The sequence below is a fragment of the Pseudomonas sp. PA-7-1E genome (assembly GCF_021605325.1).
Lineage (GTDB): Bacteria > Pseudomonadota > Gammaproteobacteria > Pseudomonadales > Pseudomonadaceae > Aquipseudomonas > Aquipseudomonas fluorescens_BV.
Genome location: NZ_WKFA01000009.1, coordinates 1 through 26,121, shown reverse-complemented (window position 1 = coordinate 26,121; position 26,121 = coordinate 1). Strand labels below are relative to the sequence as shown.

The 26,121-nt window shown below is 59.2% G+C and carries 27 protein-coding genes; 13 read left to right on the top strand and 14 right to left on the bottom strand.

Annotated elements, in window-relative coordinates:
- The first annotated feature begins 126 nt into the window (after nucleotides 1-126).
- Nucleotides 127-495: a hypothetical protein gene (locus tag GIW79_RS08255; RefSeq protein WP_054920156.1), complete on the top strand. Its 369-nt coding sequence runs from the start codon at nucleotides 127-129 to the stop codon at nucleotides 493-495.
- 14 nt (nucleotides 496-509) lie between these two features.
- A complete protein-coding gene (locus tag GIW79_RS08250; RefSeq protein WP_034127037.1) occupies nucleotides 510-992 on the top strand; it encodes a GreA/GreB family elongation factor in 483 nt (160 codons plus the stop codon).
- Nucleotides 993-1,115: 123 nt separating this feature from the next.
- On the opposite strand, the gene cysB is transcribed toward GIW79_RS08250, so the two are convergent.
- The 5 genes from cysB to GIW79_RS08225 form a co-directional block, all read right to left on the bottom strand.
- Nucleotides 1,116-2,090 carry an HTH-type transcriptional regulator CysB gene (gene cysB / locus GIW79_RS08245; RefSeq protein ID WP_003189876.1) on the bottom strand — a complete coding sequence of 325 codons (975 nt, stop codon included), beginning with the start codon at nucleotides 2,088-2,090 and terminating at the stop codon, nucleotides 1,116-1,118.
- A 103-nt stretch (nucleotides 2,091-2,193) separates the two neighbouring features.
- Nucleotides 2,194-2,694, bottom strand: a complete 501-nt coding sequence (locus tag GIW79_RS08240; protein ID WP_034126733.1) for a universal stress protein — start codon at nucleotides 2,692-2,694, stop codon at nucleotides 2,194-2,196.
- Nucleotides 2,695-2,742: 48 nt separating this feature from the next.
- Entirely contained in the window at nucleotides 2,743-3,660 is a 918-nt protein-coding gene (locus GIW79_RS08235; RefSeq protein WP_198790752.1) for a 5'-nucleotidase, read from the bottom strand.
- A 15-nt stretch (nucleotides 3,661-3,675) separates the two neighbouring features.
- Nucleotides 3,676-4,638, bottom strand: coding sequence for a putative 2-dehydropantoate 2-reductase (locus tag GIW79_RS08230; protein WP_236453386.1), 963 nt, complete (start codon nucleotides 4,636-4,638; stop codon nucleotides 3,676-3,678).
- Nucleotides 4,635-5,021 (bottom strand): hypothetical protein, encoded by a 387-nt coding sequence (locus GIW79_RS08225; RefSeq protein WP_034126730.1) that lies wholly within the window; start codon nucleotides 5,019-5,021, stop codon nucleotides 4,635-4,637. The genes GIW79_RS08230 and GIW79_RS08225 overlap by 4 nt, the downstream gene beginning before the upstream one ends.
- Here GIW79_RS08225 and GIW79_RS08220 point away from each other — a divergent pair.
- Together GIW79_RS08220 and GIW79_RS08215 are read left to right on the top strand one after the other, a co-directional pair.
- Nucleotides 5,020-5,454: a hypothetical protein gene (locus GIW79_RS08220; protein WP_057976648.1), complete on the top strand. Its 435-nt coding sequence runs from the start codon at nucleotides 5,020-5,022 to the stop codon at nucleotides 5,452-5,454. The genes GIW79_RS08225 and GIW79_RS08220 overlap by 2 nt on opposite strands.
- Nucleotides 5,455-5,584: 130 nt before the next feature.
- Nucleotides 5,585-6,661, top strand: coding sequence for a 3-deoxy-7-phosphoheptulonate synthase (locus tag GIW79_RS08215; protein WP_003189871.1), 1,077 nt, complete (start codon nucleotides 5,585-5,587; stop codon nucleotides 6,659-6,661).
- A 69-nt stretch (nucleotides 6,662-6,730) separates the two neighbouring features.
- Here the strand turns inward: GIW79_RS08215 and GIW79_RS08210 are convergent, their stop codons facing one another.
- Nucleotides 6,731-7,012 (bottom strand): GNAT family N-acetyltransferase, encoded by a 282-nt coding sequence (locus GIW79_RS08210; RefSeq protein ID WP_003189869.1) that lies wholly within the window; start codon nucleotides 7,010-7,012, stop codon nucleotides 6,731-6,733.
- Nucleotides 7,013-7,624: 612 nt separating this feature from the next.
- Here GIW79_RS08210 and oprI point away from each other — a divergent pair.
- Nucleotides 7,625-7,876 carry an outer membrane lipoprotei OprI gene (gene oprI / locus GIW79_RS08205; protein ID WP_003172710.1) on the top strand — a complete coding sequence of 84 codons (252 nt, stop codon included), beginning with the start codon at nucleotides 7,625-7,627 and terminating at the stop codon, nucleotides 7,874-7,876.
- Between the two features lie 172 nt (nucleotides 7,877-8,048).
- On the opposite strand, the gene GIW79_RS08195 is transcribed toward oprI, so the two are convergent.
- From GIW79_RS08195 to GIW79_RS08185, 3 genes are all read right to left on the bottom strand, one after another.
- Nucleotides 8,049-9,014: a L,D-transpeptidase family protein gene (locus GIW79_RS08195; protein ID WP_003189867.1), complete on the bottom strand. Its 966-nt coding sequence runs from the start codon at nucleotides 9,012-9,014 to the stop codon at nucleotides 8,049-8,051.
- A gap of 78 nt (nucleotides 9,015-9,092) precedes the next feature.
- A complete protein-coding gene (locus tag GIW79_RS08190) occupies nucleotides 9,093-9,386 on the bottom strand; it encodes a hypothetical protein (RefSeq protein WP_003189866.1) in 294 nt (97 codons plus the stop codon).
- A gap of 58 nt (nucleotides 9,387-9,444) precedes the next feature.
- Complete coding sequence (locus tag GIW79_RS08185) at nucleotides 9,445-10,050, bottom strand: arylesterase (protein WP_034126728.1); 606 nt, start codon at nucleotides 10,048-10,050, stop codon at nucleotides 9,445-9,447.
- A gap of 10 nt (nucleotides 10,051-10,060) precedes the next feature.
- Here GIW79_RS08185 and GIW79_RS08180 point away from each other — a divergent pair, with 10 nt between their 5' ends.
- Both GIW79_RS08180 and GIW79_RS08175 read left to right on the top strand, forming a co-directional pair.
- Nucleotides 10,061-10,744: an ABC transporter ATP-binding protein gene (locus GIW79_RS08180; RefSeq protein WP_003189864.1), complete on the top strand. Its 684-nt coding sequence runs from the start codon at nucleotides 10,061-10,063 to the stop codon at nucleotides 10,742-10,744.
- The gene (locus GIW79_RS08175) at nucleotides 10,744-13,254 is read left to right on the top strand and encodes an ABC transporter permease (RefSeq protein WP_236453392.1); all 2,511 of its coding nucleotides are present in this window, start codon (nucleotides 10,744-10,746) and stop codon (nucleotides 13,252-13,254) included. Before GIW79_RS08180 ends, GIW79_RS08175 begins: the two co-directional genes overlap by 1 nt.
- A 37-nt stretch (nucleotides 13,255-13,291) precedes the next feature.
- Here GIW79_RS08175 and greB read toward each other — a convergent pair whose 3' ends face one another.
- Both greB and GIW79_RS08165 read right to left on the bottom strand, forming a co-directional pair.
- Entirely contained in the window at nucleotides 13,292-13,771 is a 480-nt protein-coding gene (greB, locus tag GIW79_RS08170) for a transcription elongation factor GreB (RefSeq protein WP_054897905.1), read from the bottom strand.
- Nucleotides 13,772-13,897: 126 nt separating this feature from the next.
- Nucleotides 13,898-14,938, bottom strand: a complete 1,041-nt coding sequence (locus GIW79_RS08165) for a hypothetical protein (RefSeq protein ID WP_054897906.1) — start codon at nucleotides 14,936-14,938, stop codon at nucleotides 13,898-13,900.
- Between the two features lie 240 nt (nucleotides 14,939-15,178).
- Here GIW79_RS08165 and GIW79_RS08160 point away from each other — a divergent pair, with 240 nt between their 5' ends.
- From GIW79_RS08160 to GIW79_RS08150, 3 genes are read left to right on the top strand one after another with little or no spacing between them, the layout of a single operon-like run.
- Nucleotides 15,179-16,105, top strand: a complete 927-nt coding sequence (locus GIW79_RS08160) for an ABC transporter ATP-binding protein (RefSeq protein ID WP_057976642.1) — start codon at nucleotides 15,179-15,181, stop codon at nucleotides 16,103-16,105.
- Nucleotides 16,102-16,827: an ABC transporter permease gene (locus tag GIW79_RS08155; RefSeq protein WP_054920162.1), complete on the top strand. Its 726-nt coding sequence runs from the start codon at nucleotides 16,102-16,104 to the stop codon at nucleotides 16,825-16,827. Before GIW79_RS08160 ends, GIW79_RS08155 begins: the two co-directional genes overlap by 4 nt.
- A gap of 16 nt (nucleotides 16,828-16,843) precedes the next feature.
- Complete coding sequence (locus tag GIW79_RS08150; protein ID WP_181124408.1) at nucleotides 16,844-18,604, top strand: Gldg family protein; 1,761 nt, start codon at nucleotides 16,844-16,846, stop codon at nucleotides 18,602-18,604.
- On the opposite strand, the gene GIW79_RS08145 is transcribed toward GIW79_RS08150, so the two are convergent.
- The 3 genes from GIW79_RS08145 to GIW79_RS08135 all read right to left on the bottom strand — a co-directional run bounded on the left by GIW79_RS08145 (nucleotide 18,591) and on the right by GIW79_RS08135 (nucleotide 21,119).
- Entirely contained in the window at nucleotides 18,591-18,899 is a 309-nt protein-coding gene (locus GIW79_RS08145; RefSeq protein WP_034126721.1) for a hypothetical protein, read from the bottom strand. The genes GIW79_RS08150 and GIW79_RS08145 overlap by 14 nt on opposite strands.
- A 259-nt stretch (nucleotides 18,900-19,158) precedes the next feature.
- Entirely contained in the window at nucleotides 19,159-19,593 is a 435-nt protein-coding gene (locus GIW79_RS08140) for a DoxX family protein (RefSeq protein ID WP_003189852.1), read from the bottom strand.
- A 104-nt stretch (nucleotides 19,594-19,697) separates the two neighbouring features.
- Complete coding sequence (locus tag GIW79_RS08135) at nucleotides 19,698-21,119, bottom strand: transglycosylase SLT domain-containing protein (protein ID WP_034126720.1); 1,422 nt, start codon at nucleotides 21,117-21,119, stop codon at nucleotides 19,698-19,700.
- A gap of 236 nt (nucleotides 21,120-21,355) precedes the next feature.
- Between GIW79_RS08135 and GIW79_RS08130 the strand changes: the two genes are divergently transcribed.
- From GIW79_RS08130 to GIW79_RS08120, 3 genes are all read left to right on the top strand, one after another.
- Nucleotides 21,356-22,162 (top strand): TatD family hydrolase, encoded by an 807-nt coding sequence (locus tag GIW79_RS08130; protein ID WP_054897912.1) that lies wholly within the window; start codon nucleotides 21,356-21,358, stop codon nucleotides 22,160-22,162.
- 96 nt (nucleotides 22,163-22,258) lie between these two features.
- Nucleotides 22,259-23,728: a methyl-accepting chemotaxis protein gene (locus tag GIW79_RS08125; protein ID WP_197900869.1), complete on the top strand. Its 1,470-nt coding sequence runs from the start codon at nucleotides 22,259-22,261 to the stop codon at nucleotides 23,726-23,728.
- Nucleotides 23,729-23,950: 222 nt separating this feature from the next.
- A partial coding sequence (locus GIW79_RS08120) for a DUF6531 domain-containing protein (RefSeq protein WP_442968583.1) occupies nucleotides 23,951-26,121 on the top strand: 2,171 nt, incomplete at its 3' end.

Below are 26,121 nucleotides of genomic sequence, written 5' to 3'. Positions count from 1 at the left end.
CTCCATCGATCAAAGGTTCGATTGTCCGCATAAATGCGTGGATGCAGAAGGCTTGATCGCGATTATTCTGCACGGAGGCTGTGCGACAATCACCGTCATGCCGTCAATGCCTGCCAGGAGGCTCTTATGTCTGACCGTCCGTTATCGCTGCTCAAACTCTGCATCGCGATTGCCGCAGGCGTGTGGCTAGGGTTTATCGCCATTGCGCTGACCACCTGGCTGGCGTCTCGCTACCTGTTCCCCCAGAGCCTGGCGCCGGTGGCACAGGCGGTTCAGCAATTGGGCAAACCGGCGATGGTTGAGCCGCAGCCACCGAACCGTCTGTTCGAACAGTACCAACAGAACCTGCAAAAACAGGCACAACAACAGGCCCTGGACCAGGCCCGAAGCAACGCGCGTAACCTGTCCAACCCCAAATGCCAGTTCTGGCTGCAACAAGACCAGAACGCCCCCAATGAAAAGACGCGGGCCAATGTCCTGCAATTCTGCGATTGATGCCAGATACCGCCATGAATAAACACGCCGTGCTCCAGTTGATCCTGGAAAAGCTCACCGTCGACCTCGACATCGTCCAACGCGCCGCGCAGACCGCCTACGAAACCGCGACCCACGAAGAAAACATTGCCGAGAACAAATACGACACCCTCGGCCTGGAGGCTTCGTACCTGGCCACCGGGCAGGCCCGGCGAGTGGAGGAGATCAAGCAATCGCTGGTACTGTGCCAGCAACTGCAGCTACGTGCATACGATGATCGACGCGGGATAGAGATAGGCACGCTGGTGGGCCTGGAAGACGAGGACGGTCGCCAGCAATGGCTGTTCCTGGCGCCGGATGCAGCGGGTTTGAAAGTGGATGTGGTCGGGCAACCGGTGACCGTCATCACGCCGCGCTCGCCGTTGGGCAAAGGCCTGCTGGGCAAGCGTATCGATGAAGAGGTGGAGATTCTGGTGGCCGGCGCTCGGCAGCACTTTACGGTTACCGAGGCCAGATAACCTACACCCCTGTAGGAGCGAGCTTGCTCGCGAAGAAACGCAAGGGCGCTGCATGCTACCTGGCGCCCCGCGTTAACGTTGGCGATCTTCGCGAGCAAGCTCGCTCCTACAGGGTCATCGCGGTCAGTGGACGGGCAATTCAACGCCGTCGAACAACTCTTCCAGCTCTTGCTTGTTGTGGCACTGGATCGCCTTGGCCATCACTTCACGGGTCAGGTGCGGTGCGAACTTCTCGATGAAGTCGCACATGAAGCCGCGCAGGAAGGTACCGCGACGGAAACCGATCTTGGTCACGCTGGACTCGAACAATTCGCTGGCATCCAGCACCACCAGGTCTTTGTCCAGGTTGGTGTCGACCGCCATCTTGGCGACGATCCCGACGCCCAGGCCCAGGCGAACATAGGTCTTGATCACGTCGGCATCGGCAGCGGTGAACACCACCTTGGGCGTGAGGCCGCGATGGCTGAACGCTTCGTCGAGCTTGGAACGGCCGGTAAAGCCGAACACGTAGGTCACGATCGGGTATTCAGCCAAGGCTTCCAGGGTCAGCTTCGGCAGCTTGGCCAAAGGGTGCCCCTGGGGCACAACCACGCAGCGGTTCCAACGGTAGCAGGGCATCATTACCAGGTCGCCGAACAATTCCAGGGCCTCGGTGGCGATGGCAAAATCGACGGTGCCGTCAGCGGCCATTTCGGCAATCTGCATCGGCGACCCCTGGTGCATGTGCAGCGCTACGTCCGGGTATTGCTTGATGAAATCACGGATCACCGGCGGCAATGCATAGCGCGCCTGGGTGTGAGTGGTGGCGATCGACAAGGTGCCTTTCTTCTCGTTGGAGAACTCCTGGGCGATCTGCTTGATGCTTTCGACTTTACGCAGGATCTCGCCGGCGGTGGTGATGATGCGCTCGCCAGCTGGAGTGACGCGGGTCAAGTGTTTGCCGCTGCGTGCGAAGACTTCGACGCCCAACTCGTCTTCGAGCAGGCGGATCTGCTTGCTGATACCAGGCTGCGAGGTATAGAGGCTTTGAGCGGTAGCGGAAACGTTGAGGTCGTGGTGCGCCACTTCCCAGATGTAGCGCAGTTGTTGAAGCTTCATATGAATCCCTCAAAGCAGATAGACGCCACGGGTATCAGCGACGGTATATAACTATATTAAAGGTTTAACGGATAAATCTAGAACTTTTTATCGTTTTTACCGATCAACTATCGTCACTGCGCCGACGCTGCAGCGACGGCACCAGGTAAACCGGCACCGGGGACAACTGCAACACCCGTGCGGCGGTACGCCCAAGGGGGACGGCCACGCCGGTTGCCTGGCTATGACTGCCTACGACCAGCAAGTCGACGGACAGTTTTCGCAACTGGTCGAGAATCACCTCGCAAGGGTCCCCCTGGATAACCTTGACCGAGCGAATCCATTGCAGGTCCTGTTCCCCTTCCTCCCACTCCTCGCGAAAGCTGTCCAGCACGCGCTGTTCAATCGTCGCCATCACCGTGCTCAGCCCCTTGCTCTGCCATTCGCTCAAGGCGGTTTCATCAAGGTAGCTCTGCAACACCGATTCGGCGAACAAGCCAATGGGCTCGACCACGTGGATCACATACAGGTCAGCCTTGAACGTTCGCGCCAGCGCCACTGCATGTTGCATCACATAGGGTGCATACAGACCGAGGTCCGTGGCAAACAGCATCGAGCGAATCATAAAACCTCCTGGACTGCCAGGATGGCGGGAATTGAATGAGCTTAGCAGCTAGCTCTCGGTCTGGATTCTCAACTCATTGCTGATGCCATGGGGCACGTGCCCGGTGGCCACTACCTCCCTGGCTTTCTCGCAATGGCCGGCCTGGTCATCGAAAAACACATCGGCGGCAAAGGCTTCCAGAAACGCGGATTTTTCCAGGCCACCGAGGAACAGCGACTCGTCCAGGCGGATATCCCACTCGCGCAACGTGCGGATCACGCGTTCATGGGACGGTGCCGAACGTGCGGTGACCAATGCGGTACGGATCGGGCAGGCCTCATCGGCAAACTCGCGTTGCAACAGGTTCAGTGCCGCCAGGAAGCCCTTGAACGGACCGCCGTGCAAAGGCTGGCGCGCCGACTCTCGCTCGCTGGCCTGGAAGGCTGCCAGCCCGCCGGCCTGGTAGACACGCTCGGACGCATCGGAGAACAGCACGGCATCGCCATCGAATGCGATGCGCAGCTCTTCGCTGGAAGCGCGGCGCGGGCCGCCGGACAAAATCGTCGCGGCCGCAAACCCGGCATCGAGGGCACTGCGCACATCTTCAGCATGGGTGGAGAGAAACAGATGACAACCGAAGGCGGCCAAATAGGGATAGGGACTACGCCCGCCTACAAAAGCGGCGCGGGAAATATCCAGGCCGTAATGCTGGATCGAGTTGAACACCCGCAGCCCGGTATCGGCACTGTTGCGCGACACCAACACCACCTCGACCCGCGCACGCCCCAGGCTGGCATTCAGGCTCAGCAGCTTCTTGACCAGCGGGAAGGCATCGCCAGGCTCGAGGGTTTCTTCCTCGTGCTCGATCTGGTATTTGCGGTAAGCCTCGACCCCTTCAGCCAGATAAACCTTGTGGCTGTCACTCAGGTCGAACAGCGCTCGTGAGGAAATCGCCAGCACCAGTTTGTCAGCCAATCCCTTCACCATGGTAGTTCCCCCCAATCAGCGGTTGTGCCGATCAATAAAACTCAAGGCCTGATAGAGCGCCTGCATGCGTGGCAGTTCGCAACCGGCCGCTTTGGCAGCGGCCAAGGGGCGGGCGTAGATGGCCGCCAGCTCCAGCGGCCGCTTGTGCAGATGGTCGTGGTACATGCTGGGCAGGTAGTCGTCCATGGTTTCTGTCATGGCGAACATCTGCCCAGCGTAACTGGCAGGAATTTCATGCCCGCAGGCATGAGCGCCCTGCACCACCTCGGCCATCAGCGCCTGGATCAACTCGCGGCTGGACTCATCTGCCATCATGGCCGTGGTGCCCGTACCCAGCAACACAGAGAGGCCATTGAACGGCACGTTCCAGACCAGCTTGTGCCAACGCGCCAGATCCACATTGGCCATGGCCTGGGACTCGATGCCAGCTTGATGAAACAGCCCGGCGCCGGCTTCGACAATCGCCTGTTGCCGCACCTCATCGTTGGCCGCCGTGCCACTGTGATAGCCCAGGTTGACCCGGCCCAGCGCCTGATGCTCGACCACACCGGGGGCCGAGCGGTGCACACCGATGTAGCACAGGCCGCCCAACAGATGTAGCGACGGCGGCAGGTGTTCACGCAGGCTGTCTTCCACATCGAGGCCGTTTTGCAAGAGCACCACTTTGGCGTCCGGCGCCGCCACCTGGGCGATGGTTGGCGCCAAGTCCACATTGCCGGTGGACTTGGTGCCCACCAGTAGCCAGTCGCACGGCGGCATGTCGGCGGCGCTGGCATAGGCCTGCACCGGATGCAGATGCAGTTGCCCATGCACCGTACTGTTGACGTGCAGGCCATGCCTGCTCACCGCGGCATATTCGCTGCGCAACAGGAAATGCACATCGAAGCCGGCACGCGCCAGCATCAGTCCGTAGTAACCACCAATGGCACCGGTACCGATAATGCCAATGCGTGGCGACGGGGCTGCAACTGCTGTCATGGCAAATCCTCTGGTATTCGATTGAGCGCCTGGTTTACGCATTCAGCGAGGTCGGATGCTGTAAGACGTGCCTGTAATTGCCCAAGGAATTGACCCTCGCACACCAAGAACAACGCCGGCAAATGAAAGATCTGGTAGCGTTCCACCGCACCGCCGTTGTGCCCGGCATCCACCCAGCACACGCGGTCCACCGGCAAGTGCCAGCCAGGCAACTGCTGGCGTGCCCAGCGGCAACTGGCACAACCGACACTGGTGAACACTACCAGCGAAATACCTGGCAATCCCAGCAATTGCTGGTCAATATCCAGGTCGGTCAATTCCAGTTCCTTCACTATACTGCTGCCATTGCCGTCAACTGGACGGCGCTCGGAGTCCGTGTACATGGGTCGTTTTTTACCTCACCCTGATGATGTCGCTGTCGAGTTGATCCAACGTCCCTCTCCCGCCCTGCCCCGCCAACGCCTGCATACTATCGGCCGCGGCGGCGTCGCCTGCAATTGGCCACGTGCCTGGCGCGCCGGCACGGCGGTTGATCTGCATATCCCTTCCCTGGGGCCCAGCGCCCGTTATCCGGGCTATGTCGCCTGGTGCCGCAAAGTCGAACAGGGCTATCGCATCGGTATTTGCTTTACCGATGAACACGCCTTGTTCGGTGCGCGAATGGGTGAGCAAGTGTGCCAGATCGAGCGTTACTGCCGCCTGCACGAAGATGCCGAGCCAACGCCTGCGCAACTTGAAGCCATGGCCCGTGACTGGGTGTCGCGCCATGCTGGCGAGTTCTCCCATGAGGCGATTGTGCAGCCAGCGCTGGATTAAACCGGGCTTTGCCCATTGTCGCGGGCCCGTGTTACGCGCTAAGGTTCCTCCCCCCTGCATTCAAATCATGCTGTGCCCGCCGCACGGGGATAGCTGGCGGCCGGCACCCGTGACCCTGGCGAGTAACACGATGGCTGATTTACCGATCAATGACCTTAACGTTGAATCCAACGAGACCCTGATCACCCCCGATCAGCTCAAGCGCGAAATCCCCCTGAGCGACGCTGCCCTGCAGACCGTCACCAAGGGCCGCGAAGTCATCCGTGACATTCTCGACGGCACCGACCACCGCCTGTTCGTGGTGATCGGGCCCTGCTCTATCCACGACCTCAAGGCCGCCCACGAATATGCCGAGCGCCTCAAGGTGCTGGCGGCAGAGGTGTCCGACACCTTGTACCTGGTCATGCGCGTGTATTTCGAGAAACCGCGTACCACCGTCGGCTGGAAAGGCTTGATCAACGACCCATACCTGGACGACTCCTTCAAAATCCAGGATGGCTTGCACATCGGTCGCAAGCTGCTGCTGGACCTGGCTGAAATGGGCCTGCCCACCGCAACCGAAGCCCTCGACCCGATCTCCCCGCAATACCTGCAGGACCTGATCAGCTGGTCGGCCATCGGCGCACGTACCACCGAATCCCAGACCCACCGTGAAATGGCGTCCGGCCTGTCCTCGGCCGTAGGCTTCAAGAACGGCACCGACGGCGGCCTGACCGTGGCGATCAATGCGCTGCAATCGGTCTCCAGCCCTCACCGTTTCCTGGGTATCAACCAGGAAGGCGGCGTGTCCATCGTGACGACCAAGGGCAACGCCTACGGTCACGTGGTGCTGCGTGGCGGCAATGGCAAGCCCAACTATGACTCGGTCAGCGTCGCATTGTGCGAACAGGCACTGAACAAGGCCAAGATCAAGCCAAACATCATGGTTGACTGCAGCCACGCCAACTCCAACAAAGACCCGGCGTTGCAGCCGTTGGTGATGGAGAACGTCGCCAACCAGATCCTGGAGGGCAACCAGTCGATCATCGGCTTGATGGTCGAGAGCCATTTGAACTGGGGTTGCCAGGCGATTCCAAAAGACTTGGCCGATTTGCAATACGGCGTGTCGATCACCGATGCCTGCATCGACTGGTCGGCCACTGAAACCACCCTGCGCAGCATGCATGCCAAACTCAAGGACGTGTTGCCCCAGCGCAAACGCACCTGAGCCAATACCTGTTTCGCGCACACAAAAACGCCGGGCCAAGCCCGGCGTTTTTTATTGGCAACTGGTCAGTTACAGCTTCGCAGCATGGCGCTGGTGGCGCTCCATATAGCGTTCGACATAGGAGCATGAGGGGATCACCGTGTAGCCAGCCTCTTCGGCAAACTTCAAGGCTTCCTCGGTCAACGCAGCCGCAATGCCTCGCCCCCGCAGTGCGTTGGGCACGAAGGTGCGATAGATATCCAGGGTCTGCTTCCCGAGGTCCATGTAGGTCAGGTAGGCACGATGACCGTCCACATTGGTCTCGAACTGATGACCAGCCTGGTCATGGTGGATGGACAACGCCTCGCTCATCACTACTCCTCGCGGGTCTGAATTAACGACCCTACCTTACCGATGTTTTTCCGGCGAAGGAACATCTACGCCACCCCGTGCCGGTTTCGACAGCGAGAAAACCGTGAGCGCTCACAACCAGCACATAGGGAATAGTAGGCACCAATCCTGAAATTGCTCAAGGCGCACTCGTCATCCCCTGCCGCTGGTGGATATAGAAAGGGCCTCGATCAACCGGTGACCGATAGCCTGAACATTGCCGGCAGTTGAACCTTGAGACGAACTGGCGCACTTAAAGTCACCTCTAGATGCGCGAAAGATGCCTTGCGCAGTAAAGCCAAGCGCAACCAAAGTGCCCCGCTTCGTTATATAAAATTTCATCTGTTTACAAGGCTTAACACATGCGGGCCGGCCCTTTCAGCCTGGATCCAATGTTCGTCGAGGTGCAAAAATCTGGACAGTTTTCATACAGACCGCCAAAAGATTAGCCAAAATAGATTCAGCACAAGAATTTTTTTTGCTTCTTGCGCAACGTCAGTTTACTTACTACAAGTAATGGGTAGTATGTACGCCGGCTATTAGCTCACTCTGAGAAAGTAGCCATTAAATTGAAAGTCCTTGAAGGGGAACACGATGAACAACGTTCTGAAATTCTCTGCTCTGGCTCTGGCCGCAGTTCTGGCTACCGGTTGCAGCAGCGTCTCCAAAGAAACCGAAGCTCGTCTGACTGCAACTGAAGACGCAGCAGCTCGCTCCCAGGCCCGTGCAGACGAAGCCTACCGTAAAGCTGATGAAGCTCTGGCTGCTGCTCAAAAAGCACAACAGACTGCTGACGAAGCTAACGAGCGCGCTCTGCGCATGCTTGAAAAAGCAAGCCGCAAGTAATAATCCTTCGGGGTTGTTATCAAGCCGATCCATTTATGGGTCGGCTTTTTTTTGCCTTTGATTTGGCCCGCGCCACCTGTAGGAGCGCGCTTGCTCGCGAAGATGGTCAACGATAACGCGGGCGTCCTGAATGTCAGCGGCGCCCTCAGGTTTTTCGCGAGCAAGCTCGCTCCTACAGCAGGTCGGCTGGGGTACTTGAGGCCACGGGCGCCGCGCCTGGCACTCCAATTTCGGTCGGCAAGCCATCCTCGGCGGCGACCACATCACGCACCTGGTCCCAGTTGACCCGCAGGTTATTGGACAGGTCTTCGCGCTTGAGCAACGCATTGATGACCGCGGTGTGCTTGTCGACCACCGAGGGCGTACCGTCATCGTTCAACGGCGTGTGAGCCTCAAGGTAAACCTTGCCACCACTGCTGCCGAACTTGTACGCATCATTGATGATGCGCACTGACGTGCCTACCGGCACCATGCCCGCCATTTCCAACACGTTGTTATTGAACATGCGGAAGCAACCGTGGCTGGTGCGCGTGCCGATACCAAACTTCATGTTGGAGCCGTGAATCAGGTAACCCGGCGTGCCCAGGGTGAACTTGAAGGGCCCCAGCGGATTGTCCGGGCCGGCAGGCACCACGTTGGGCAGCGGATCACCGTTGGCGGCGTGTTCGGCCTTGATCGAGGCCGGTGGCGTCCAGGTCGGGTTCGGCGTCTTGGCGATGATACTGGTATGGGCGATCGGCGAACCCCAGCCTTCCCGGCCAATGCCCAGGGGGAAGGTATAGACGACGTTTTGGCCTTTTGGATAGTAGTAGAGCCGGTATTCCGCCAGGTTGATCACAATGCCTTCCCGCGGCCCGGGCGGCAGGATAAAGCGTGTCGGCAGCACAATCTCGGTGCCCGCCCCCGGCAACCAGGCATCGACACCCGGGTTGGCCGCAACCATTTCCGAATAGCCCAGGTCGTAGGTGGTGCCAAGGTCGGCAAAGGTGTCTTCGTACTTGGCCTTGATCACTTGGACCTGGCCAACAATGTCCTCACCGGGCGGCGGCAAGGGCAACTGCAAGGCCGCCGCCGAACCCGCCGCACAAAGCGCAGCAAGAGACAGGCAGCAGGTGACGACGGAAAGGCGCGACAACATCCGGAAAATCCTTCGCAAGACGACGGGTGGGGAAAAATTGATTGTATACGGCTTCGCAGTGCCAAGCTTCAAGCTGTTTTACAGCTCGAAGCGCAGCTCCGGCCAGATCGGAGGCGTGCCGCGCTTTTGCGATTCGAGAATTGCCCGGCATAACGGGCAGAGTCGCTGGTCTTGGAAAATCGAGCGGTTGACCGATGACCAGCGTGGCTGTGCCGGCAATAGAGTGCCGCAGAGCGTGCGATCGATCGAGCCGCCCAGTTCCAATTGACGCGCCACCAAATGCACCCGCACTTCCTGGCAGGCGAACAGGTCCAGCTGCTCGTCCGGCTCGATCAGTTGGTAGTTAAACAGGGACCAGGCAGGGCGCGACATCGAGGGCTCCAAATCGGGGGGGCGCCACCTTAGCCGAAAGCCTGCCGGTAGAAAAGCGTCATAACAGCGGTTTTAGCGTTGGCCAGACATTTTCCAGCAACTTGTCTTGCGCCGCGACTGCCGGGTGTAGCCCGTCAGCCTGCATCAACTCCGGATGGCCACCCACGCCCTCGAGGAAAAACGGCACAAACGGCACCTTTTCTTTCTGTGCCACATCACCGAATACCTTGGCAAAGGCTTCGACATAGCGCTTGCCGTAATTGGGCGGAATCTGCATGCCCAACAGCAGCACCTTGGCGCCGCTGTCCCGGGACTGCTGGATCATCGAAGCAAGATTTTGTTGCAATTGCGCAGGCGGCTGGCCGCGCAACCCATCGTTGCCACCCAACTCGATCACCACAACGTCCGGTTTGTGCGTTGCAAGCGCCGCTGGCAGCCGCGCGAGGCCTCCCGCGCTGGTGTCGCCACTGATGGAAGCATTGACCACTTTATCGTCAAAACCCTCCTGCTTGAGCCGTTGCTCCAGCAACGCGACCCACCCTTTGCGGGTATCCAGGCCGAAACCGGCACTGATACTATCGCCAACGATCAGGACTGTACCCGCCGCTGCGTTCTGGGCCATGCACATCAAGGCCAGGCCAGCACTCAAAAACCACACTCGCATCGGATTCTCCATGGGCGCAAGCATTCTCACCGCGCGAAACCTTAGCAAAGTGGTTCCCAGCGCGGAAGGTGAACTGACTATCCTGCACGAACTGAGCCTGGAACTGAACAAGGGCGATAGCCTGGCTATCGTCGGCAGCTCCGGTTCCGGCAAATCCACGCTACTGGGCCTGCTGGCCGGCCTCGACCTGCCCAGCAGCGGCGAAGTCACCCTGGCCGGGCAAGCCCTGAGCACCCTCGACGAAGACCAGCGCGCACGCATCCGTGCCGAACATGTGGGCTTCGTATTCCAATCCTTCCAATTGCTCGACAGCTTGAATGCACTGGAAAACGTGATGCTGCCGCTGGAGCTGGACGGTCGCCAGGACGCCCGCGAGCGAGCCAAACACCTGCTGGAGCGCGTAGGCCTGGGCCAGCGCCTGACCCACTCGCCCCGTCAGCTGTCCGGTGGCGAACAACAACGCGTGGCGATAGCCCGCGCGTTTGCCGCCGAACCGGACGTGCTGTTTGCCGACGAGCCCACCGGCAACCTCGACAGCCACACTGGCGAGCGCATCAGCGATCTGCTGTTCGAGTTGAATAAAGAGAGCGGTACGACCCTGGTACTGGTCACCCACGACGAGCGCCTGGCCCACCGTTGCCGACGCCTGATCCGCCTTGAAGCCGGCCTGATGGTCGCGCCCCTGGAGCCTTGATGGCACGTTTGCCGCTATTGCGTCTGTTCAGCCTTGCCATGCGTCAGTTACTGCGCGATGCCCGCGCCGGCGAATTGCGCGTGCTGTTCTTTGCCCTGCTGGTGGCCGTGGCTGCAAGCACCGCCATCGGCTACTTTGGTGCGCGCCTCAACGGCGCCATGCTGCTGCGCGCCACCGAATTCCTCGGCGCCGACCTGGTGCTCGAAGGCAGCTCGCCGGCCCGTACCGAGCAAATCAAATCCGGGACCGAACTGGGCCTGGATCACGCTCGTATCGTGGAGTTCTCCAGCGTTATCGCCACCGATAATGGCATCCAGCTCTCCAGCATCAAGGCGGTCAACGAGCAGTACCCCTTGCGCGGCGAGCTTAAAAGCAGCACCGAGCCATTCGGTACGCAAACCCCTGGCGGTGGTCCCAAACCCGGTGACGCCTGGGTGGAAGCACGATTGCTGACGGCGCTGGGCCTGAAAATCGGCGACAGCATCGATGTCGGCATGAAGACCCTGCGCCTGGCGCGCATCCTGACCTACGAGCCCGACCGGGCCGGGAACTTCTACAGCCTCACGCCCAGGGTCATGATCAACCTGGCGGACCTGGACGCCACCGGTGTCGTCCAGCCAGGCAGCCGTGTGAGCTACCGCGAACTATGGCGTGCGCCACAAGGCAGCACTGCGCTGCAAACCTATCGCGACCTGGTCAAACCGGGCCTGGCTGCCAACCAGCGGCTGCAGGACTCCCGCGATGGCAACCAGCAAATCGGCGGCGCGCTGGGCAAGGCCGAACGTTACCTGAACATGGCCAGCCTGGTGGCCGTGCTGCTGGCTGGCGTGGCCGTGGCGCTGTCGGCCAACCGATTCGCCAGTCGACGTTTCGATGCCAGCGCGTTGTTGCGCTGCCTGGGCCTGTCGCGCCGTGAAGCCATGCTGCTGTTCAGCCTGCAACTGAGCGTGCTGGGCTTGCTGGCAAGCCTGGCCGGCGCCCTGCTCGGCTGGCTGGCGCAATTTGGCCTGTTCTACTTCCTGCACGACCTGCTGCCCGCCGACGTACCGCCAGGCGGGTTGCTGCCGGCTGTCGCCGGGATCGGCACCGGGCTGGTGGCCCTCGCCGGCTTCGCCCTCCCGCCGCTGGCCGCACTGGGGCGGGTACCACCGCTGCGGGTATTGCGCCGCGATTTGCTGCCTATTCCTTCAAGTACTTGGATGGTCTACGGCGCGGCACTGTTTGCCTTGGGCCTGATCATGTGGCGCCTGAGCCTGGACCTGGTATTGACCTTCGCGTTACTCGGTGGCGGTGTAGTCGCTGCGCTGCTCCTGGGTGGCTTGCTGCTGTTGTTGCTACAGAGCCTGCGGCGGCTACTGGCTCGCGCCCCCCTGCCGTGGCGCCTGGGCCTGGGCCAATTGTTGCGTCACCCGTTGGCGGCAGCGGGCCAATCCCTGGCCTTTGGCTTGATCCTGTTGTCCATGGGGTTGATCGCGCTGTTGCGGGGCGAATTGCTCGACACCTGGCAAAACCAGTTGCCCAAGGATGCGCCCAACTACTTCGCCCTGAATATCCTGCCAGCCGACAAGGACGCCTTTGGCGCCCGCCTGCTGGACGTCCAGGCACAAGCAGCGCCGCTCTACCCGGTGGTGCCAGGGCGCCTGATCAGCATCAATGGCGAACCCGTGCAGGAGATTGTCAGCAAGGACTCCAGTGGCGACCGTGCCACTCAACGTGACCTGAGCCTGACTTGGGCGGCCGACTTGCCAGCGGGTAACGTCCTGACGGCAGGTACCTGGTGGTCGGCGCAACCCACTGACGGGGTTCATGGCGTGTCGGTGGAAGCCAAAGTGGCCGAGAGCTTGAAGCTCAAGCTCAACGACCATCTGTTGTTCACCATCGGCGGGGAAAATCGTGAAGCGCGGGTCACCAGCCTGCGTACCATCAACTGGGATAACTTCCAGCCCAACTTCTTCATGATTTTCCAACCGGGCACCTTGAAGGATCTGCCAGCGACCTACCTGACCAGCTTCTACTTGGCTCCCGGCCATGACCAACAGATCGTCGACCTGTCACGGGCCTTCCCGGCGGTCACTATCCTGCAGGTCGAGGCCCTGCTGGAGCAGTTGCGCAGCATCCTTGCCCAAGTAACGCTGGCAGTCGAATACGTGCTGTTGTTTGTCCTCGCGGCGGGCATGGCGGTGTTGTTCTCTGGCCTGCAGGCCACCCTGGATGAACGAATCCGCCAAGGTGCATTGCTACGCGCCTTGGGTGCCGAGCGTAAGTTGCTGGTCAAGGCCCGACGCATTGAGTTCGGCCTGCTGGGCGCCGTCAGCGGCTTGTTGGCGGCACTGGGCACCGAACTGGTGACCTGGGTGCTGTACCGCTATGCATTTGACCTGGCGTGGCATCCCCACCCGTGGTTGTTACTGCTGCCCGTAATCGGTGCCTTGCTGATTGGCGCTGCCGGGGTATTTGGCACGCGCCGCGCACTGAATGCCAGCCCGCTGACCGTTCTGCGCGAAAGCTGACCCCCGATGGCGCGTACTCTGCCAAGGGTACGTGCCATCAGGCCGGCTTTACATATTCGATCTTGGTGATCCACCAGCACACCTCTCCGCCTGGGGTCTGTACGACTGCCTCGTCATCCACCTCCTTGCGCAGCAGGGCCCGTGCCATGGGTGAGTCGATGGAGATGTAATCCATACGGTCGTAGATCTCGTCATAACCCACGATGCGAAAACGCTTGGCCTCGCCCTGTTCGTTTTCGATTTCGACCCATGCGCCGAAAAACACCTTGCCCTCCTGCTCGGGCATGTACTCCACCACCCGCATGTCTTCCAGGCGTTTGCGCAGGTAACGCACCCGTCGGTCGATCTCGCGCAGCAGCTTCTTGTTGTACTGGTAATCGGCGTTTTCACTGCGATCTCCCAGGGAGGCTGCCCAGGTCACTTTGCGCGTGGTATCCGGACGTTTTTCACGCCATAGGTAATCCAGCTCTTTTTTCAGCGCTTCATGACCCTCTTTGGTAATCAGCTTGGTACTCAAACGCTCACATCCCCAGGCAATGTCTAATGATGCCGATACGCCAGGGCATCATGCCCAGGCAGCGGCTGGCTGGGACTGATGATAAATGAACCCTGGAAAGTATCCAGGCCGGCGCCCCCTGTAACCTCACCCATGGCCCTCCAGGACTTGATCCAACTCAAGCAGCATGCCCTGCATGCGCTGGCGCATGCCGGACAACTGCAACATCATCATTGTCAGCTTTTCGGCTTTCTGACTGACCTCCAACCCCTGCTTCTGCAAATAGGTATGGCGCTGCTCAAGTTCACGGCCTTTTTCATCCAGTTGGCTCTGCTGCTGTTGCAGGGACGCCTGCCACTGTTCAAGCATTTGTTCTTTCTCGAGGACGGCGCATTTTTTTTGCGTCAACTCTTGGGCGACCTTGGCCAGATTGCTCAGCGCGCTGTCCATTTCAAGCAAAGAGGTATGTTCCAGGTGGGCAGGCGGGTCCAAGTGGTCGGGCTCGGGTGGCTCCAGCCGCAGGTTGTTTGGCTCAAACTGACTGTCATTTTGTTCATCCGGGACAGGCGGCGCACTGGTCTTGACCTGCAACTGCGGTATCGCGGCCAGCGACTGCGCCGGCTCTTCAAAGGTGTCTTCATCCACAGGCTGCGGCACAGCCGTGGGTGCGCGCGGATTTCGGGGAGGCGCAACCATTTGCGACGAAAAGCGAATGGACGGCACGATCACTGCGCTGCTTTCGATCGCAGGCAACGCCGGCGCAGACATACCCAAGGTGATCACCTTCATGACCAATGCCTTCTTGATGATCACCGAGTGATGATCCTCGGGCCTGGCAGGCGGCAGCCGGCAGCCCTTCAAGTCAATAAAGTGAAAGGGAACCTCAGCGTCGCCAATCGAGCTTGCCTTCGAACCTGACGCGGCCGCCATCATCAGGATCTGCTTGAAGACCTGCATCGCTGATTGCAGGTCCTCTTTTGAATCAACCCCCCCCAGAAAATAGCGTTCGAGCTTTTTACGTAATACCGCGATATAGACCCGGGAGTGACCGGGTTCGGTCTCCTCATCCAGGCTATACACGAGAAAGTTGGACCCGGTTTGCGTGACAGCGAACCCACACAGCAACGCGCCGTTAACGGGCGCGTCTTCGTCGTTACGTTCAAGAACAAGAGTACGTAGAAGCATCATGGCAATCAGGCCTCATTACAAAAGAAAAAACCTTATATAAACACCAGATAAACATCCGAGCTTTAATAAGTCTTCCAAACAAAACAATTGTTTCAGCGAATTATCGAGCCGAACGTAGGATTCTTCTTATTAGTTACGCCTCGCGTTCCCAAGCCACTTTATTGAACGTACCCTTTTTAAAGCTCTCTCCCATACGGCCGGCACCTCTCACACGCCCTGCAAAACTTATTCGGTAAAAATATGATCGAGATAAGCAACTTGACAAAACAGCTGGGCAAAAAAAGCGTTATCACCAACCTCTCCTTCTGCGCCCAGCGCCAGGAGTGTGTGGCCCTGCTGGGAGAGAGTGGTGCAGGAAAAACAGCACTGCTGAGTTTGATTGCCGGGGCAATCAAACCTACTTCAGGACAAATCACTATCCAAGGCTTCAGTACCCAGACCCATTCACTCCAAGCCAAAAAAGTCGTTGGCTATCAACTCCAGGACGGCCTCAATCATCACAGGATGTCCGTCAGGCATATGCTCAATTTTATTGCCGCTATTCGCGGTTTGAGCGGTGTTGAAAAGCGCAGTCGAGTCGAGCAAGTAGTCACGCGACTGGAACTGCTGCCCGTGCTCAACTGCCCGATCGATGTGCTTCCACTTGGCTTGAAGCGCAGAGTCGCAATGGCCCAGGCACTCCTGCACTCCCCAAGCCTGCTTCTGCTGGATGAGCCTACGGAGGGACTATGTCCTGATCAACGGCTCAAGTTCAGGGCACTCATCCAATCCCTGACCGAGGAAATGACGATCATCATCGCCTCCCGCCGTTACCAAGAGTTAGCGGATACCTGCACCCGTGCCTTAGTCATCGCCGACGGCCGCCTGGTGGCCGACGCTTCACTGCCGGATCTGCAACGCAGCTCCCGGCATTTCCAAGCGGTGACCCTGGCGGCGGACACCCCGCTGGATTTGCTGGCGCTTGCCGTATTACCTGGCGTCGCAGGCATCGAAGAAGACCGGCATGCCCCCGGCAAGGTGACTGTTCTGGCCATGCCCGGGCACTCCATCTTCCCTTCAATCAACGCGCTCATTACCCACCGTGGCTGGAACATAACGTCAATGAATCTGGAGCCGGGTCGCCTGAACGATGTCGTTCACCATCTGAGCCATGAGGTAAATCCTTGAGACTGCTAGCCATCATTTTCAAACGACAACTCGCCAGCTTTGCCTCGTCACCGAGCACTTATCTGAGTGTGGCGGTTTTTCTCGTGCTGGGTGCGACGCTGGGGTTGCACAGCCATCACTGGCTGGAACAAAACAGCAGCGATTTGCAGGCGTTCTTCGAACTGCATCCTTGGCTCTATCTGCTACTGGTACCGATTTTATCGACGCAGTTATGGTCAGACGAATCCAATACCGGCTTTTGCGACACATTGAAATCCTTACCCGTCACTCCGACGCAGCGAGTGGTTGGAAAGTTTATGGCGGCATGGATCGTCTGTGGCATCGCTTTGATGCTTAATTTCCCTTGGGTGATGGCTGTCAATTACCTTGGCACCCCCGACAATACCGTTATCGCATCACAGTTCTTCGCCAGTTGGTTATTGGCGGGAAGCTATCTCTCTGTAGGTTGCTTTGCCTGTGTGCTGACGAACCAACGCGTTATGATTTCCCTCTTGACGCTGTGCTTGTTGCTGGCCGCCAGTGGGATATCTTCAATGTTGGATGCACTGGAACAGCAGACCCCCATATGGATTATCGACAGTTTGATATCCCTTGATCCGATTTCCCGCTTCAGCGCGATGGATAACGGCAAGTTGACATTGCATGACTGCCTGTACTTCATAAGCATGATCTTGGCTTTTCTGTTTGCGACCACCCTCACACTCAACTACAGAAACAGCTGACATAGGAACGCCACTGATGGGATCCGCTTTTCGCGCGGGTATGACATTGATCGTCATATCACTACTGTTTCTGGCATTCAATTTAGTCTGGGTACCCAAACTGCCAACTGTCCGTTGGGACTTTTCCCAAGAAAACACCCACACCCTATCGCCATCGGCGCGGCAATTACTCGTTTCACTTGAAAGCCAACTGGACTTATATTTCTTCAACACCCTCAATGCACCGCAAAAAAAACCGGTATTGAAACGTTATGGCCGGCGCGTGGAAGACTTGCTCAAGGAATTCGAAAAAGCTGCCAACGGCATGATCAACTTACATATTATCAACCCCACCCCGTTCTCTGAGGACGCCTATAAAGCCAGCTTGTTTGGCCTTGATGACACACAAGGATTCCTTGGCCTTATCGGTACGCGTGCCGGCCAGGGCGCCCAACGCATCCAAGCGTTCAGCCCTGAGCATGAATCATTGCTCGAGTATGAAATCAGCCACCTGATCTACAAGTTGATGCACCCTGATCGCCCCACTGTTGGCCTACTGTCGGGACTGCCCTTGGACAAATCGGCCGGTGGGTTACTGGAGTTGATGCGCGAGCAATTCAGTGTGGTGGAATTGGCAGCGAACATCACCCAAGTACCGCCCTCCATGAACACACTGATGGTTGTACAGCCACACGCTCTATCTGGTCGAGCCCTATATGCCCTTGAGCAATGGGTACTCAAAGGCGGCAAGCTGATGATGTTCATCGACCCGGTGAGCGAGATAGGCGCCGACGCCATATCCACAAACGCCAGGCTGGATGCGCTGCTGACCGCATGGGGTATCCAGATGCCTGCGGACAAGTTGCTGGTCGATAATCTTTATGCCTCATCAGCAACGCCCGACACCGGAATGCCCGCGGTACTGCACCCGGCCAGGCTACATCTGCCAAGGCAGGCAATGACCAGGTCGGATATCAGCACCTGGGGACTGCATTCGGTCATCGTATCGAGCAGCGGCGCGCTCTCCTTGGCCCCCAAAAGCCGCTCGCTGTTGACCCCGCTTCTGCTGAGCTCACGCCAATCGGCATTGGTGGACGCAGAACGCTTTGCTTCCGCTACCACGTTCGACTCACTCATAGATGAATCAGCGACTTCAGGACAGCGCCATGTCATCGCCGCCCGCCTTGACGGGCCCGCTTATTCAGCGTTTCCCGACGGCCTGGAGGGCCAGCCGCCCGGGCTGCAGAGGGCAGAACAGATCCAGATGGTGATCGTGGCCGACACGGACTTGCTCGCGGACACGCTCAACAACGCCCTACCCAACGGCAACGCGCAGTTTGTATTGAACACGTTGGATAATCTGGCGGCGCCCGAGGCACTCAGAAATATTCAATCCCGTGTGATGCGCCAACCACTGCGCAGGCTAGAACACATGCGCGACAAAGCCGCACAGGCTTATCGCAAAAGTGCGACTGCGATGGAGCGACGACTTGAGCAGACAGAACAAGCATGGCGCAGGTTGAACCCACCCCACACCAGCCTCATGACCCAAGCCGTGGATACCACTACCCAGTTGCAGGCACTCAACAAAGAGCGCCTGCAATTGCCTATCGAGTTGCAGGCGCTCAAGACCCAGGCATACGCCCCGCTGCTGCGTTTCGAACGATATCTGCAATGGCTGATGGTCGCCACAATACCGCTGCTGCTGTGCCTGATTGCCTGGGTACTTTTCCTATACCAGCGAAGGCGTCGAACATCTACGTTGGCGGCCTATCACCACTCGCTCAGCGACGAGTAATCAGGCCTTGGCGGGCAATGCGTGTCAGTTGATGGATCACCTCAACGGCGTTGCTGGCATTCGGTGCCTGGATCACTGCCAGGTCGAAACTATCGCTGGCAAAACGGGCCAGGGAATCGCCGTCTTCAACAAACTGGATCAGGAACGCCGAAGGTCGACCGGAACGGCGTGGCCAGCCGTCCAGATAACGCAGCAGCGTCGGCTGGTGCTTACCGCCCAGAAGGATTTTCGGATTGCGTTGAGTCAGGTCCGCGGTGATCGGGGCCAGGCGTATGAGAGGGCGTAGTGCATTCATCGTGTCGTGTCTCTGCCTCAAAAGTCTGCGGGCAGGTGAGAGGCAACACCGAACCAGCGCTTTAGCGGTATTTCGAAGAACGCCCTGCGTGAGCAAGCGTGCTTCTGTCGGGCTGCATTGAGTCCCAGTGGCGCCCCGCAATTAGCTGTTTAAATCGGCGCATGAGCAGCATCCTAGAGAAGCCGGTGGGGCAGTGTCAAGAATCCCGGGCAACGAAAAGGCCCGCATCAGCGGGCCTTCTGTACAGCTTGCTAAACGATCAGTGAGTGATCGCGCGGTCGACAGACAATTTGCCCGCACCTTCCAACAACACCGCCAACGCGCCGCCGAGCAACGCCAGTGCGAACTCATAACCGTTGTTGGCCATGAACAGCCCGTTGTGGATGTGTACAGAGAAAATCGCCACCAGTGTCAGGAAGGTCAGGCCCAATGCGGCAGGGCGAACCAACAAACCGATGATCAGGGCCAGGCCGGCGAAGAACTCGGTACCGCCCGACAGCAGCGCCATCAGCGTGCCCGGCGCCAGGCCGATGCTTTCCATCCATTGTGCGGTGCCCGCCAGGCCACCACCGCCAAACCAGCCGAAGAGTTTTTGCGAACCGTGGGCAGCGAAGATGATGCCGACGAAAATTCGCAGAATAGTCAGGCCATAACCGGCGCGAGTGGACAGTACACGGGTAATCATTGGGCTCATGGGGGTAAATCCTTTTCCAGGTAGGGGTTGGTTGGCCGCTATATTAATCAGTTTAAACAATGATAAAAGCCAAAATATTGCCTAATTGACATCTAAAAATTCGATTATTTACGCGATGCAATTTTAGCCGCGGGCGGCTCCAAGGACTCCCGCTGCCGATCGAACGCCAAATAATACTTGTTGACGCTATTAACATAGCTGACGCCGCCCATCCCTACCTGCTCCATGGCAATGCGTTCAACCTGGAAGAACCACTGATTGGGGTTAAGCCCACGGCGCTTGGCCTCGGTGCGCATGCCCTGTACTCGCTCCGGCCCCATGTTGTACGCCGCTAGCATAAAGGCCATGCGCTCACGCTCATTGAGCTTGGGGCTGGCGAAAAACTTGCGGCGGATCATCGCCAGGTAACGTGCCCCCGCTTGCACATTATTGTCGAGCGTCTCGATATTGTTGACCCCCACCCGTTGGGCCGCCGACGGCGTGATCTGCATCAGGCCGGTAGGGCCGCCGCTGTTGCGTGCGCCTGGGTCCAGGGAAGACTCCTTGAACGCCAACGCCGCCAGGTTCAGCCAGTCCATACCTTGCTCACGTGCATGTTTTTGCAGGACCGGGCGCAGTTTTTCCAGGCGCTGGCGGTCAGCCCGCGCCAACGGGTTACGGACCTGGTAGAGGCGTCGATAGATACGCTGGAATGCCACATCCTGGTCGGAAGGCGTGTGATAGGTCTTGAGAAACCGATCAATGCTGGCGCGCAGCATCGAGGCATCCTGGCGCACAAACCAGAACTCGTCGCCCGGCTCGCTGATCACCACCTGCTTGTCAAAGCGCAACTTGGGCAGAATTTTCGACCAGCGTTGGGCAATGGGTTTTTCCACGATCGTCAGGTGAAAAATCCCGGCCTGCACCATCTCCAGGACGTCTTCCACCGCCAGGCTGGGGTCAACCCATTCGACTTTCACGGGGGGGCGCTTGTGCAGAGCCAGTTTTTGATTGACCTGACTGATGGCATCCGCCGCCGCACTGCCCGTGGTCAGCGTCAGCGTGCGACCTGACAGTTGCTCCAGCCTGGTAAAGCGTCGTTCACCCTTGACGCCCACCAGCCACAACGGCACATCGCTGACAATCGGGTCGCTGGCGCTGACCTTGTGCACGCCCTTCACGTCCAGCAACTCACCGGGCGCCACCAGGTCGCCCTCGCCACGGGCCAGCGCGCCGAGTAACTGGTCCTTGGCCTTGGGGATGATCTTGAGATTGATGGCCTGCCCATCACGGGCATGGCCATTGAGGTACTGCTCGAAGGCACGCAACCGATGGTATTCGACACCGATGGCCTGGCCCTGCACTTCACCGGAACTGTTGCGGCTCTGGTTGACCAATACGCGCAGAGTGCGGCTGGAGCGAATTTGCGCGAGGTCGCGGACCTTGCCGGGCTTGGCCACTTGCAGCGGCCCATCCAGACGTGCGACCGCCGCCATGGGCAGCAGCAACGTCAGGCACAACATAAGCAACGCCGAGGGTCGGATCATCCGCTCTCCGAAAAGAAAACTGGCCAGCACCTTCGCGAATAACGACGTGCTGGTGGTCAGAAACAGAGCGCTTTATGCGCTGGCAAGGCGTGCAACGGCGCCACGGTGGTAGGCAATCGGCCCACCACAATGTCGCTTGCGACGTTCAAAGACAGCGTTAACGCGTTGTAGTTCTTGGTTTTTCTTATCAATCTACAGCTCTGATATGCTTTCCGGCCGCAGGCGGAGATAGCACCATGCAACTCATTGATATTGGCGTCAACCTGACCAACCCCAGTTTCGACGAGAGGCACACGGCCGTTCTCGAACGCGCTTACGCCGCTGGCGTGCAGCAATTGGTACTCACCGGCACCAGCGTCGAGGGCAGCGAACAGGCCCTGCAACTGTGTGTAAAGCTCGACGAAAGCGGCCAGCGCCTGTTCAGCACCGCCGGTATTCACCCTCACTCTGCCAGCGACTGGAACAGCGACAGCGCCCAACGCCTGCGCAGCTTGCTGGGCGACAGCCGAGTGCGCGCCGTGGGTGAATGCGGGCTGGATTTCAACCGGGACTTCTCCCCTCGCCCCCAGCAGGAAAAAGTCCTCGAAGAACACCTCGCCCTGGCCGTCGAGCTGCAACTGCCGGTGTTTCTCCATGAGCGCGATGCCAACCAGCGTCTGCTGGAGATCCTCAAGGACTACCGCGACCACCTGCCAGCCGCCGTGGTGCACTGCTTCACTGGCGAACAGGCAGCACTGTTCAGCTACCTGGACCTGGATTTGCACATTGGCATCACGGGTTGGATCTGCGACGAACGCCGTGGCACCCACCTGCATTCACTGGTCAGGGATATTCCCCGAGGCCGTCTGATGCTGGAAAGCGATGCGCCCTATCTGCTACCACGCACCCTGCGCCCCAAGCCGAAGAATGGTCGCAATGAACCGGCTTACCTGCCCGAAGTACTGCGCGAAGTGGCCTTGCACCGTAACGAAACAATGGAAGACCTGGCGCTGCACAGCACCGCGTGCGCCCGGCGCTTTTTCGGCTTGCCTGCCATCGATTGATGCGGCGCATTGACCCATATCAAAAGCGCTGTTCTGAATAGCGGCACAATAATGGCACCTTGCCAATACCGTTTCCGCTATCAGAGAAAACCTTCCATGGGTGCCTGGCTTAGCAATATCTCGCTCAAATACAAATTCTGGGCCGTCAATGCGGTCGCCTTCATCACCACCCTGCTGCTGGTGCTGTACGCGGTACAGCTGGAACAACAGGCGCGTAGCCAGGCGTCACAGGCATCGGCCCAGGCTCAGGGACGCTTGCTAAGCGCCTGGCCAGCCGACAGAACCTTGCCCACTGGTGAGCACTGGCTCGCATTTTCCAAAGGCCAGATCCCCCAGGACCTGCCCGCCCTGAACACTGCCAACGGCTGGACTGAACTCAACCCTATGCCGTTGTTCGGTGAAAACCCGCTGATCGGCGCCGAGGTGATCAGCCGGGCCGACGGCCAGCAGGTCGCAGTCCTCGCCTACGCGCCGAGCCTGAGCCAGGTGTTCAGTGAACGCTTCGCCAATTACGCCGTTGCCGTGGCAGTCCTGATGCTGGCCATGCTCGGCGCCTCGCAGTTGTTGATCCGCTTCCTGCTCAGTCAGCTCAACACCCTCAAGGATGTAATGCTGCACGTTGAAAAAACTGGTGACCTGTCGGCGCGGGTGCCGTTGGCCTGCAAGGATGAAGTCGGCCAGATGGCCAGCGCCTTCAACGCCATGCAAGCCGGTTACCAGCGCGTGGTCAATACCGTGGCACGCACCGCCCGGCAACTGGACGACGGCGCCGCACGCCTGGCCAGCAGCATGAACGAGGTGCAACACGGCATGCTGGGCCAGCAAAGCGAAACCGACCAGGCCGCCACCGCCATCAACGAAATGACCGCCACCGTCTACCACATCGCCCAGCACGCGGGCGCCACCCGTGACTTGTCGCAGTCCGCCGACACCCTCGCCGGCAGCGGCCAGGCAGTGGTCACCCGGGTACAGCGTTCGATCGCCGGGCTGTCCAGTGGGGTACAGCAGACCGCCGAAATGATCCAGAAACTGGCCGAAGACAGCCAGAAAATCAACGGCGTGGTCGGTGTGATCCACAGCATCGCCGAACAGACCAACCTGCTTGCCCTCAATGCCGCCATCGAAGCCGCCCGCGCCGGGGAAATGGGTCGCGGTTTCGCGGTAGTCGCCGACGAAGTGCGCAACCTGGCCAAGCGTGTGCAAAGCTCCACCGACGAAATCACTCGCATGGTCTCGGCGCTGCAAGCCGGCACCCGCGACGCCGTGGACTTCATGCAGGAAAGCTCATTCAAGGCCGATGACTGCGTCCAGCAGGCCCAGGAAGCTGGTGTGGCCTTGGCTGAAATCACCGGGGCCGTGGCACAGATGCGCGAAAGCAACACCCAGATCGCCGTGGCCGCCGAGCAGCAAAGCCATGTTGCCGAAGAGATGAACCGCGCCGTGGTGAGCATTCGCGATGTGACCGAAAACACCGTACATCAAACCGTGGCATCGGCGACTACCAGCAATGAACTGGCGACGTTGGCCGGGGAGTTGAGCAAGGCGATTGGGCAGTTGAAGTTGTAAGACTGTTCCAGCTGTAATCCGACTCCTACGACCAAGCCTCGGTTTAACTGAAGTTAAGACGAAATTTCCTCGCTATTTTCGCGCATAACGCCGACTTCTTTTACCTGACATCCGCTGCAAAGTCCCTCGCCTGATCAAACAGTGCGAGGGATTGCAGATGCTGGTGTTCGTTAGAGCCCTGATGAATGGGGCTGTCTCTTGATCTCGGTGCTGGCCAACCTGATGCTGGTGCCGATGGATCCCGAAGCGCCGAAGGTTGAGCGCGTATTCGCGGACTTCCGCACCTGCCTGAATACCTTTGATAAGTGGACCGACAGCTTTTTAAGTGGTTCGGCACTTAGCGTGGAGCAGGTGTTCAAGGTTGGGGAAGACGTCGCACTGGTCGCGCCGATCTCTTCCGACAAACCCAGCCGCACCGTCGCTCAATGCAAAGCCCAGGGTGGGCTGACGCTGGTGCATCTGTTCGAAAGCACGCAGTTCGTGCCTATCGGCAACACGCCCGTGAGGCTGCAAGCCGTTGCACAGGACGGCAGCCCGGTAGGCGCGCCACTGCATCGGACCATTGGCCCCAGCGGCATTCTTGAAGTCAGCGACTGTAGCCGCGACCAACAGTACGAAATCACCTTTTATCCCACTGTTTCCAAGGTTCACGTCCAGGCGCTGTATGCGTCCTATGAGTCTGTGATCGCCGGGCTGGAAACGGATTTGCGCACGGCATGGGCCGAGCACTTCAAGCCTCGATGGGCAGACTTTGCCAAAGCGCCGGCTTACAAGCGCAGTGCCTTACAGGGCGTGGCCTTTGCTGCCGGGCTGGGCAACGCGCTTTATAACCTGTGGGACAACATCACCGAGCTGTACGACCTGCTCGCCAACCTCAAGACCAACAGCGAAACGTTGCTGAAATACCTGTCCGAGGCCGAGCTGAATGCGCTGCTCAAGCTGGGCAAAGACACGCTGTCCAAGGGGTTGCTGGTACTCAGTGATGAGCCGCTGTTGTTCATCTATCTATCGGCACTGGTGGCCTGGATACGCATGCTGCCGCCGCCCGACATATATGAACTGCTGGGTGAAATCACCGGCGAAGTGCTGATCAACTTGCTGCTGATCTGGGCCACGCGAGGCATTGGGGTGCAGCTGCGCCTGGGTGCTCAGATGCTTAGTGGCGTCAAGTCCGGGCGGGCGCGGGCGTTGTTGGAATTGCTGGCCAAGCAGGTGGCGGGGCCTCGGCTGGAGCCCCATGTGGAGGCCGCAAAGCCGGTGTTGCTGAGCAGTGCGGCGACGCCGGTCAAGGCGGTGCCAGTGGTGCCGTTGAAGGCAGGCGACACGCTGGTTTCGAACCCGGTGTCGATGGTGCGCGGCAAGACCCAGCGCACCACGTTGGTTCGTCAGGAGCCTGTCGATGATGTGCCGGCTGTGGCGTCGAACCCGAAGGGGGATGCGGCGGCGCCAGCGGATAAAACCGTCACCCACGGTTGCCCGGTGTCGATGGTCACCGGCGAGGAATTGCTGACCCTTACCGACGGCGCGCTGGATGGGATCTTGCCGTTTGAGTGGACGCGGTTGTACCGCACCAGTGCGGTGGAAGTCGAGTGTGGGTTGGGGTTTGGCTGGAGTCATGGGCTGGCTCATCGGCTGGTGGTGTCGGGCGATTCGGTGGTGTGGACCGACCATGAGAACCGCTCGACTACCCTGCCCTTGCCCACCGTTTCTCGGCCGGCGATCACCAATAGCCTGGCCGAAGCGGCGATCTATTTGGGAGCCTCGCCTGATGAACTGGTGCTGGCCCAAGCCTCGCGTTTCTACCACTTCCGCGACGGTGTGCTGACAACCATCAGCGATGCGTATGACAACCGGCTGCGCCTTTGCCGGGATCGTTCTGGGCGGATTGAACGGCTGGATAACGGCGCGGGGCGCTCGTTGCTGTTGCGTTATGAGCTGGATCGCATTGTCGCGGTGGACTACCAGGTGCATCGCGCCAAAGGGCGTGAGCCCTACGTTTGGGAAACCGAGCAGAACATCGTTTCCTACGCCTATGACGAAGCTGGCCGACTGGTGTGTGCGACCAATGCCGTCGGTGAAAGCGAGCGTTATCGGTACGACGATCAGCACGTCATTCTCGAGCGGCAGTTGGCCGGAGGCGCGAGTTTCTATTGGGAATGGGAACACGCGGGCAAGGCGGCGCGCTGCGTTCGGCATTGGGCGAGTTTTTCGCAGATGGACACGCGCTATGCCTGGGGCGATGACGGGCGTGTCACGGTGCATAACTCCGATGGTAGCCAGGAGGTGTATGTCCATGACCAGCGGGCGCGGCTGGTGCAGAGGATTGATCCGGACGGCGCCACGCACTTTAAATCCTACGACGACCAGGGCCGGCTGACCGTCGAGCAAGACCC

Bases quoted from the DNA above. Each gene is read 5' to 3' on its own strand.
- GIW79_RS08255 (WP_054920156.1), top strand. From the start codon at position 127: ATGTCTGACCGTCCGTTATCGCTGCTCAAACTCTGCATCGCGATTGCC.
- GIW79_RS08250 (WP_034127037.1), top strand. From the start codon at position 510: ATGAATAAACACGCCGTGCTCCAGTTGATCCTGGAAAAGCTCACCGTC.
- cysB (WP_003189876.1), bottom strand. From the start codon at position 2,090: ATGAAGCTTCAACAACTGCGCTACATCTGGGAAGTGGCGCACCACGAC.
- GIW79_RS08240 (WP_034126733.1), bottom strand. From the start codon at position 2,694: ATGATTCGCTCGATGCTGTTTGCCACGGACCTCGGTCTGTATGCACCC.
- GIW79_RS08235 (WP_198790752.1), bottom strand. From the start codon at position 3,660: ATGGTGAAGGGATTGGCTGACAAACTGGTGCTGGCGATTTCCTCACGA.
- GIW79_RS08230 (WP_236453386.1), bottom strand. From the start codon at position 4,638: ATGACAGCAGTTGCAGCCCCGTCGCCACGCATTGGCATTATCGGTACC.
- GIW79_RS08220 (WP_057976648.1), top strand. From the start codon at position 5,020: ATGGGTCGTTTTTTACCTCACCCTGATGATGTCGCTGTCGAGTTGATC.
- GIW79_RS08225 (WP_034126730.1), bottom strand. From the start codon at position 5,021: ATGTACACGGACTCCGAGCGCCGTCCAGTTGACGGCAATGGCAGCAGT.
- GIW79_RS08215 (WP_003189871.1), top strand. From the start codon at position 5,585: ATGGCTGATTTACCGATCAATGACCTTAACGTTGAATCCAACGAGACC.
- GIW79_RS08210 (WP_003189869.1), bottom strand. From the start codon at position 7,012: ATGAGCGAGGCGTTGTCCATCCACCATGACCAGGCTGGTCATCAGTTC.
- oprI (WP_003172710.1), top strand. From the start codon at position 7,625: ATGAACAACGTTCTGAAATTCTCTGCTCTGGCTCTGGCCGCAGTTCTG.
- GIW79_RS08195 (WP_003189867.1), bottom strand. From the start codon at position 9,014: ATGTTGTCGCGCCTTTCCGTCGTCACCTGCTGCCTGTCTCTTGCTGCG.
- GIW79_RS08190 (WP_003189866.1), bottom strand. From the start codon at position 9,386: ATGTCGCGCCCTGCCTGGTCCCTGTTTAACTACCAACTGATCGAGCCG.
- GIW79_RS08185 (WP_034126728.1), bottom strand. From the start codon at position 10,050: ATGCGAGTGTGGTTTTTGAGTGCTGGCCTGGCCTTGATGTGCATGGCC.
- GIW79_RS08180 (WP_003189864.1), top strand. From the start codon at position 10,061: ATGGGCGCAAGCATTCTCACCGCGCGAAACCTTAGCAAAGTGGTTCCC.
- GIW79_RS08175 (WP_236453392.1), top strand. From the start codon at position 10,744: ATGGCACGTTTGCCGCTATTGCGTCTGTTCAGCCTTGCCATGCGTCAG.
- GIW79_RS08165 (WP_054897906.1), bottom strand. From the start codon at position 14,938: ATGATGCTTCTACGTACTCTTGTTCTTGAACGTAACGACGAAGACGCG.
- GIW79_RS08160 (WP_057976642.1), top strand. From the start codon at position 15,179: ATGATCGAGATAAGCAACTTGACAAAACAGCTGGGCAAAAAAAGCGTT.
- GIW79_RS08150 (WP_181124408.1), top strand. From the start codon at position 16,844: ATGGGATCCGCTTTTCGCGCGGGTATGACATTGATCGTCATATCACTA.
- GIW79_RS08145 (WP_034126721.1), bottom strand. From the start codon at position 18,899: ATGAATGCACTACGCCCTCTCATACGCCTGGCCCCGATCACCGCGGAC.
- GIW79_RS08140 (WP_003189852.1), bottom strand. From the start codon at position 19,593: ATGAGCCCAATGATTACCCGTGTACTGTCCACTCGCGCCGGTTATGGC.
- GIW79_RS08135 (WP_034126720.1), bottom strand. From the start codon at position 21,119: ATGATCCGACCCTCGGCGTTGCTTATGTTGTGCCTGACGTTGCTGCTG.
- GIW79_RS08130 (WP_054897912.1), top strand. From the start codon at position 21,356: ATGCAACTCATTGATATTGGCGTCAACCTGACCAACCCCAGTTTCGAC.
- GIW79_RS08125 (WP_197900869.1), top strand. From the start codon at position 22,259: ATGGGTGCCTGGCTTAGCAATATCTCGCTCAAATACAAATTCTGGGCC.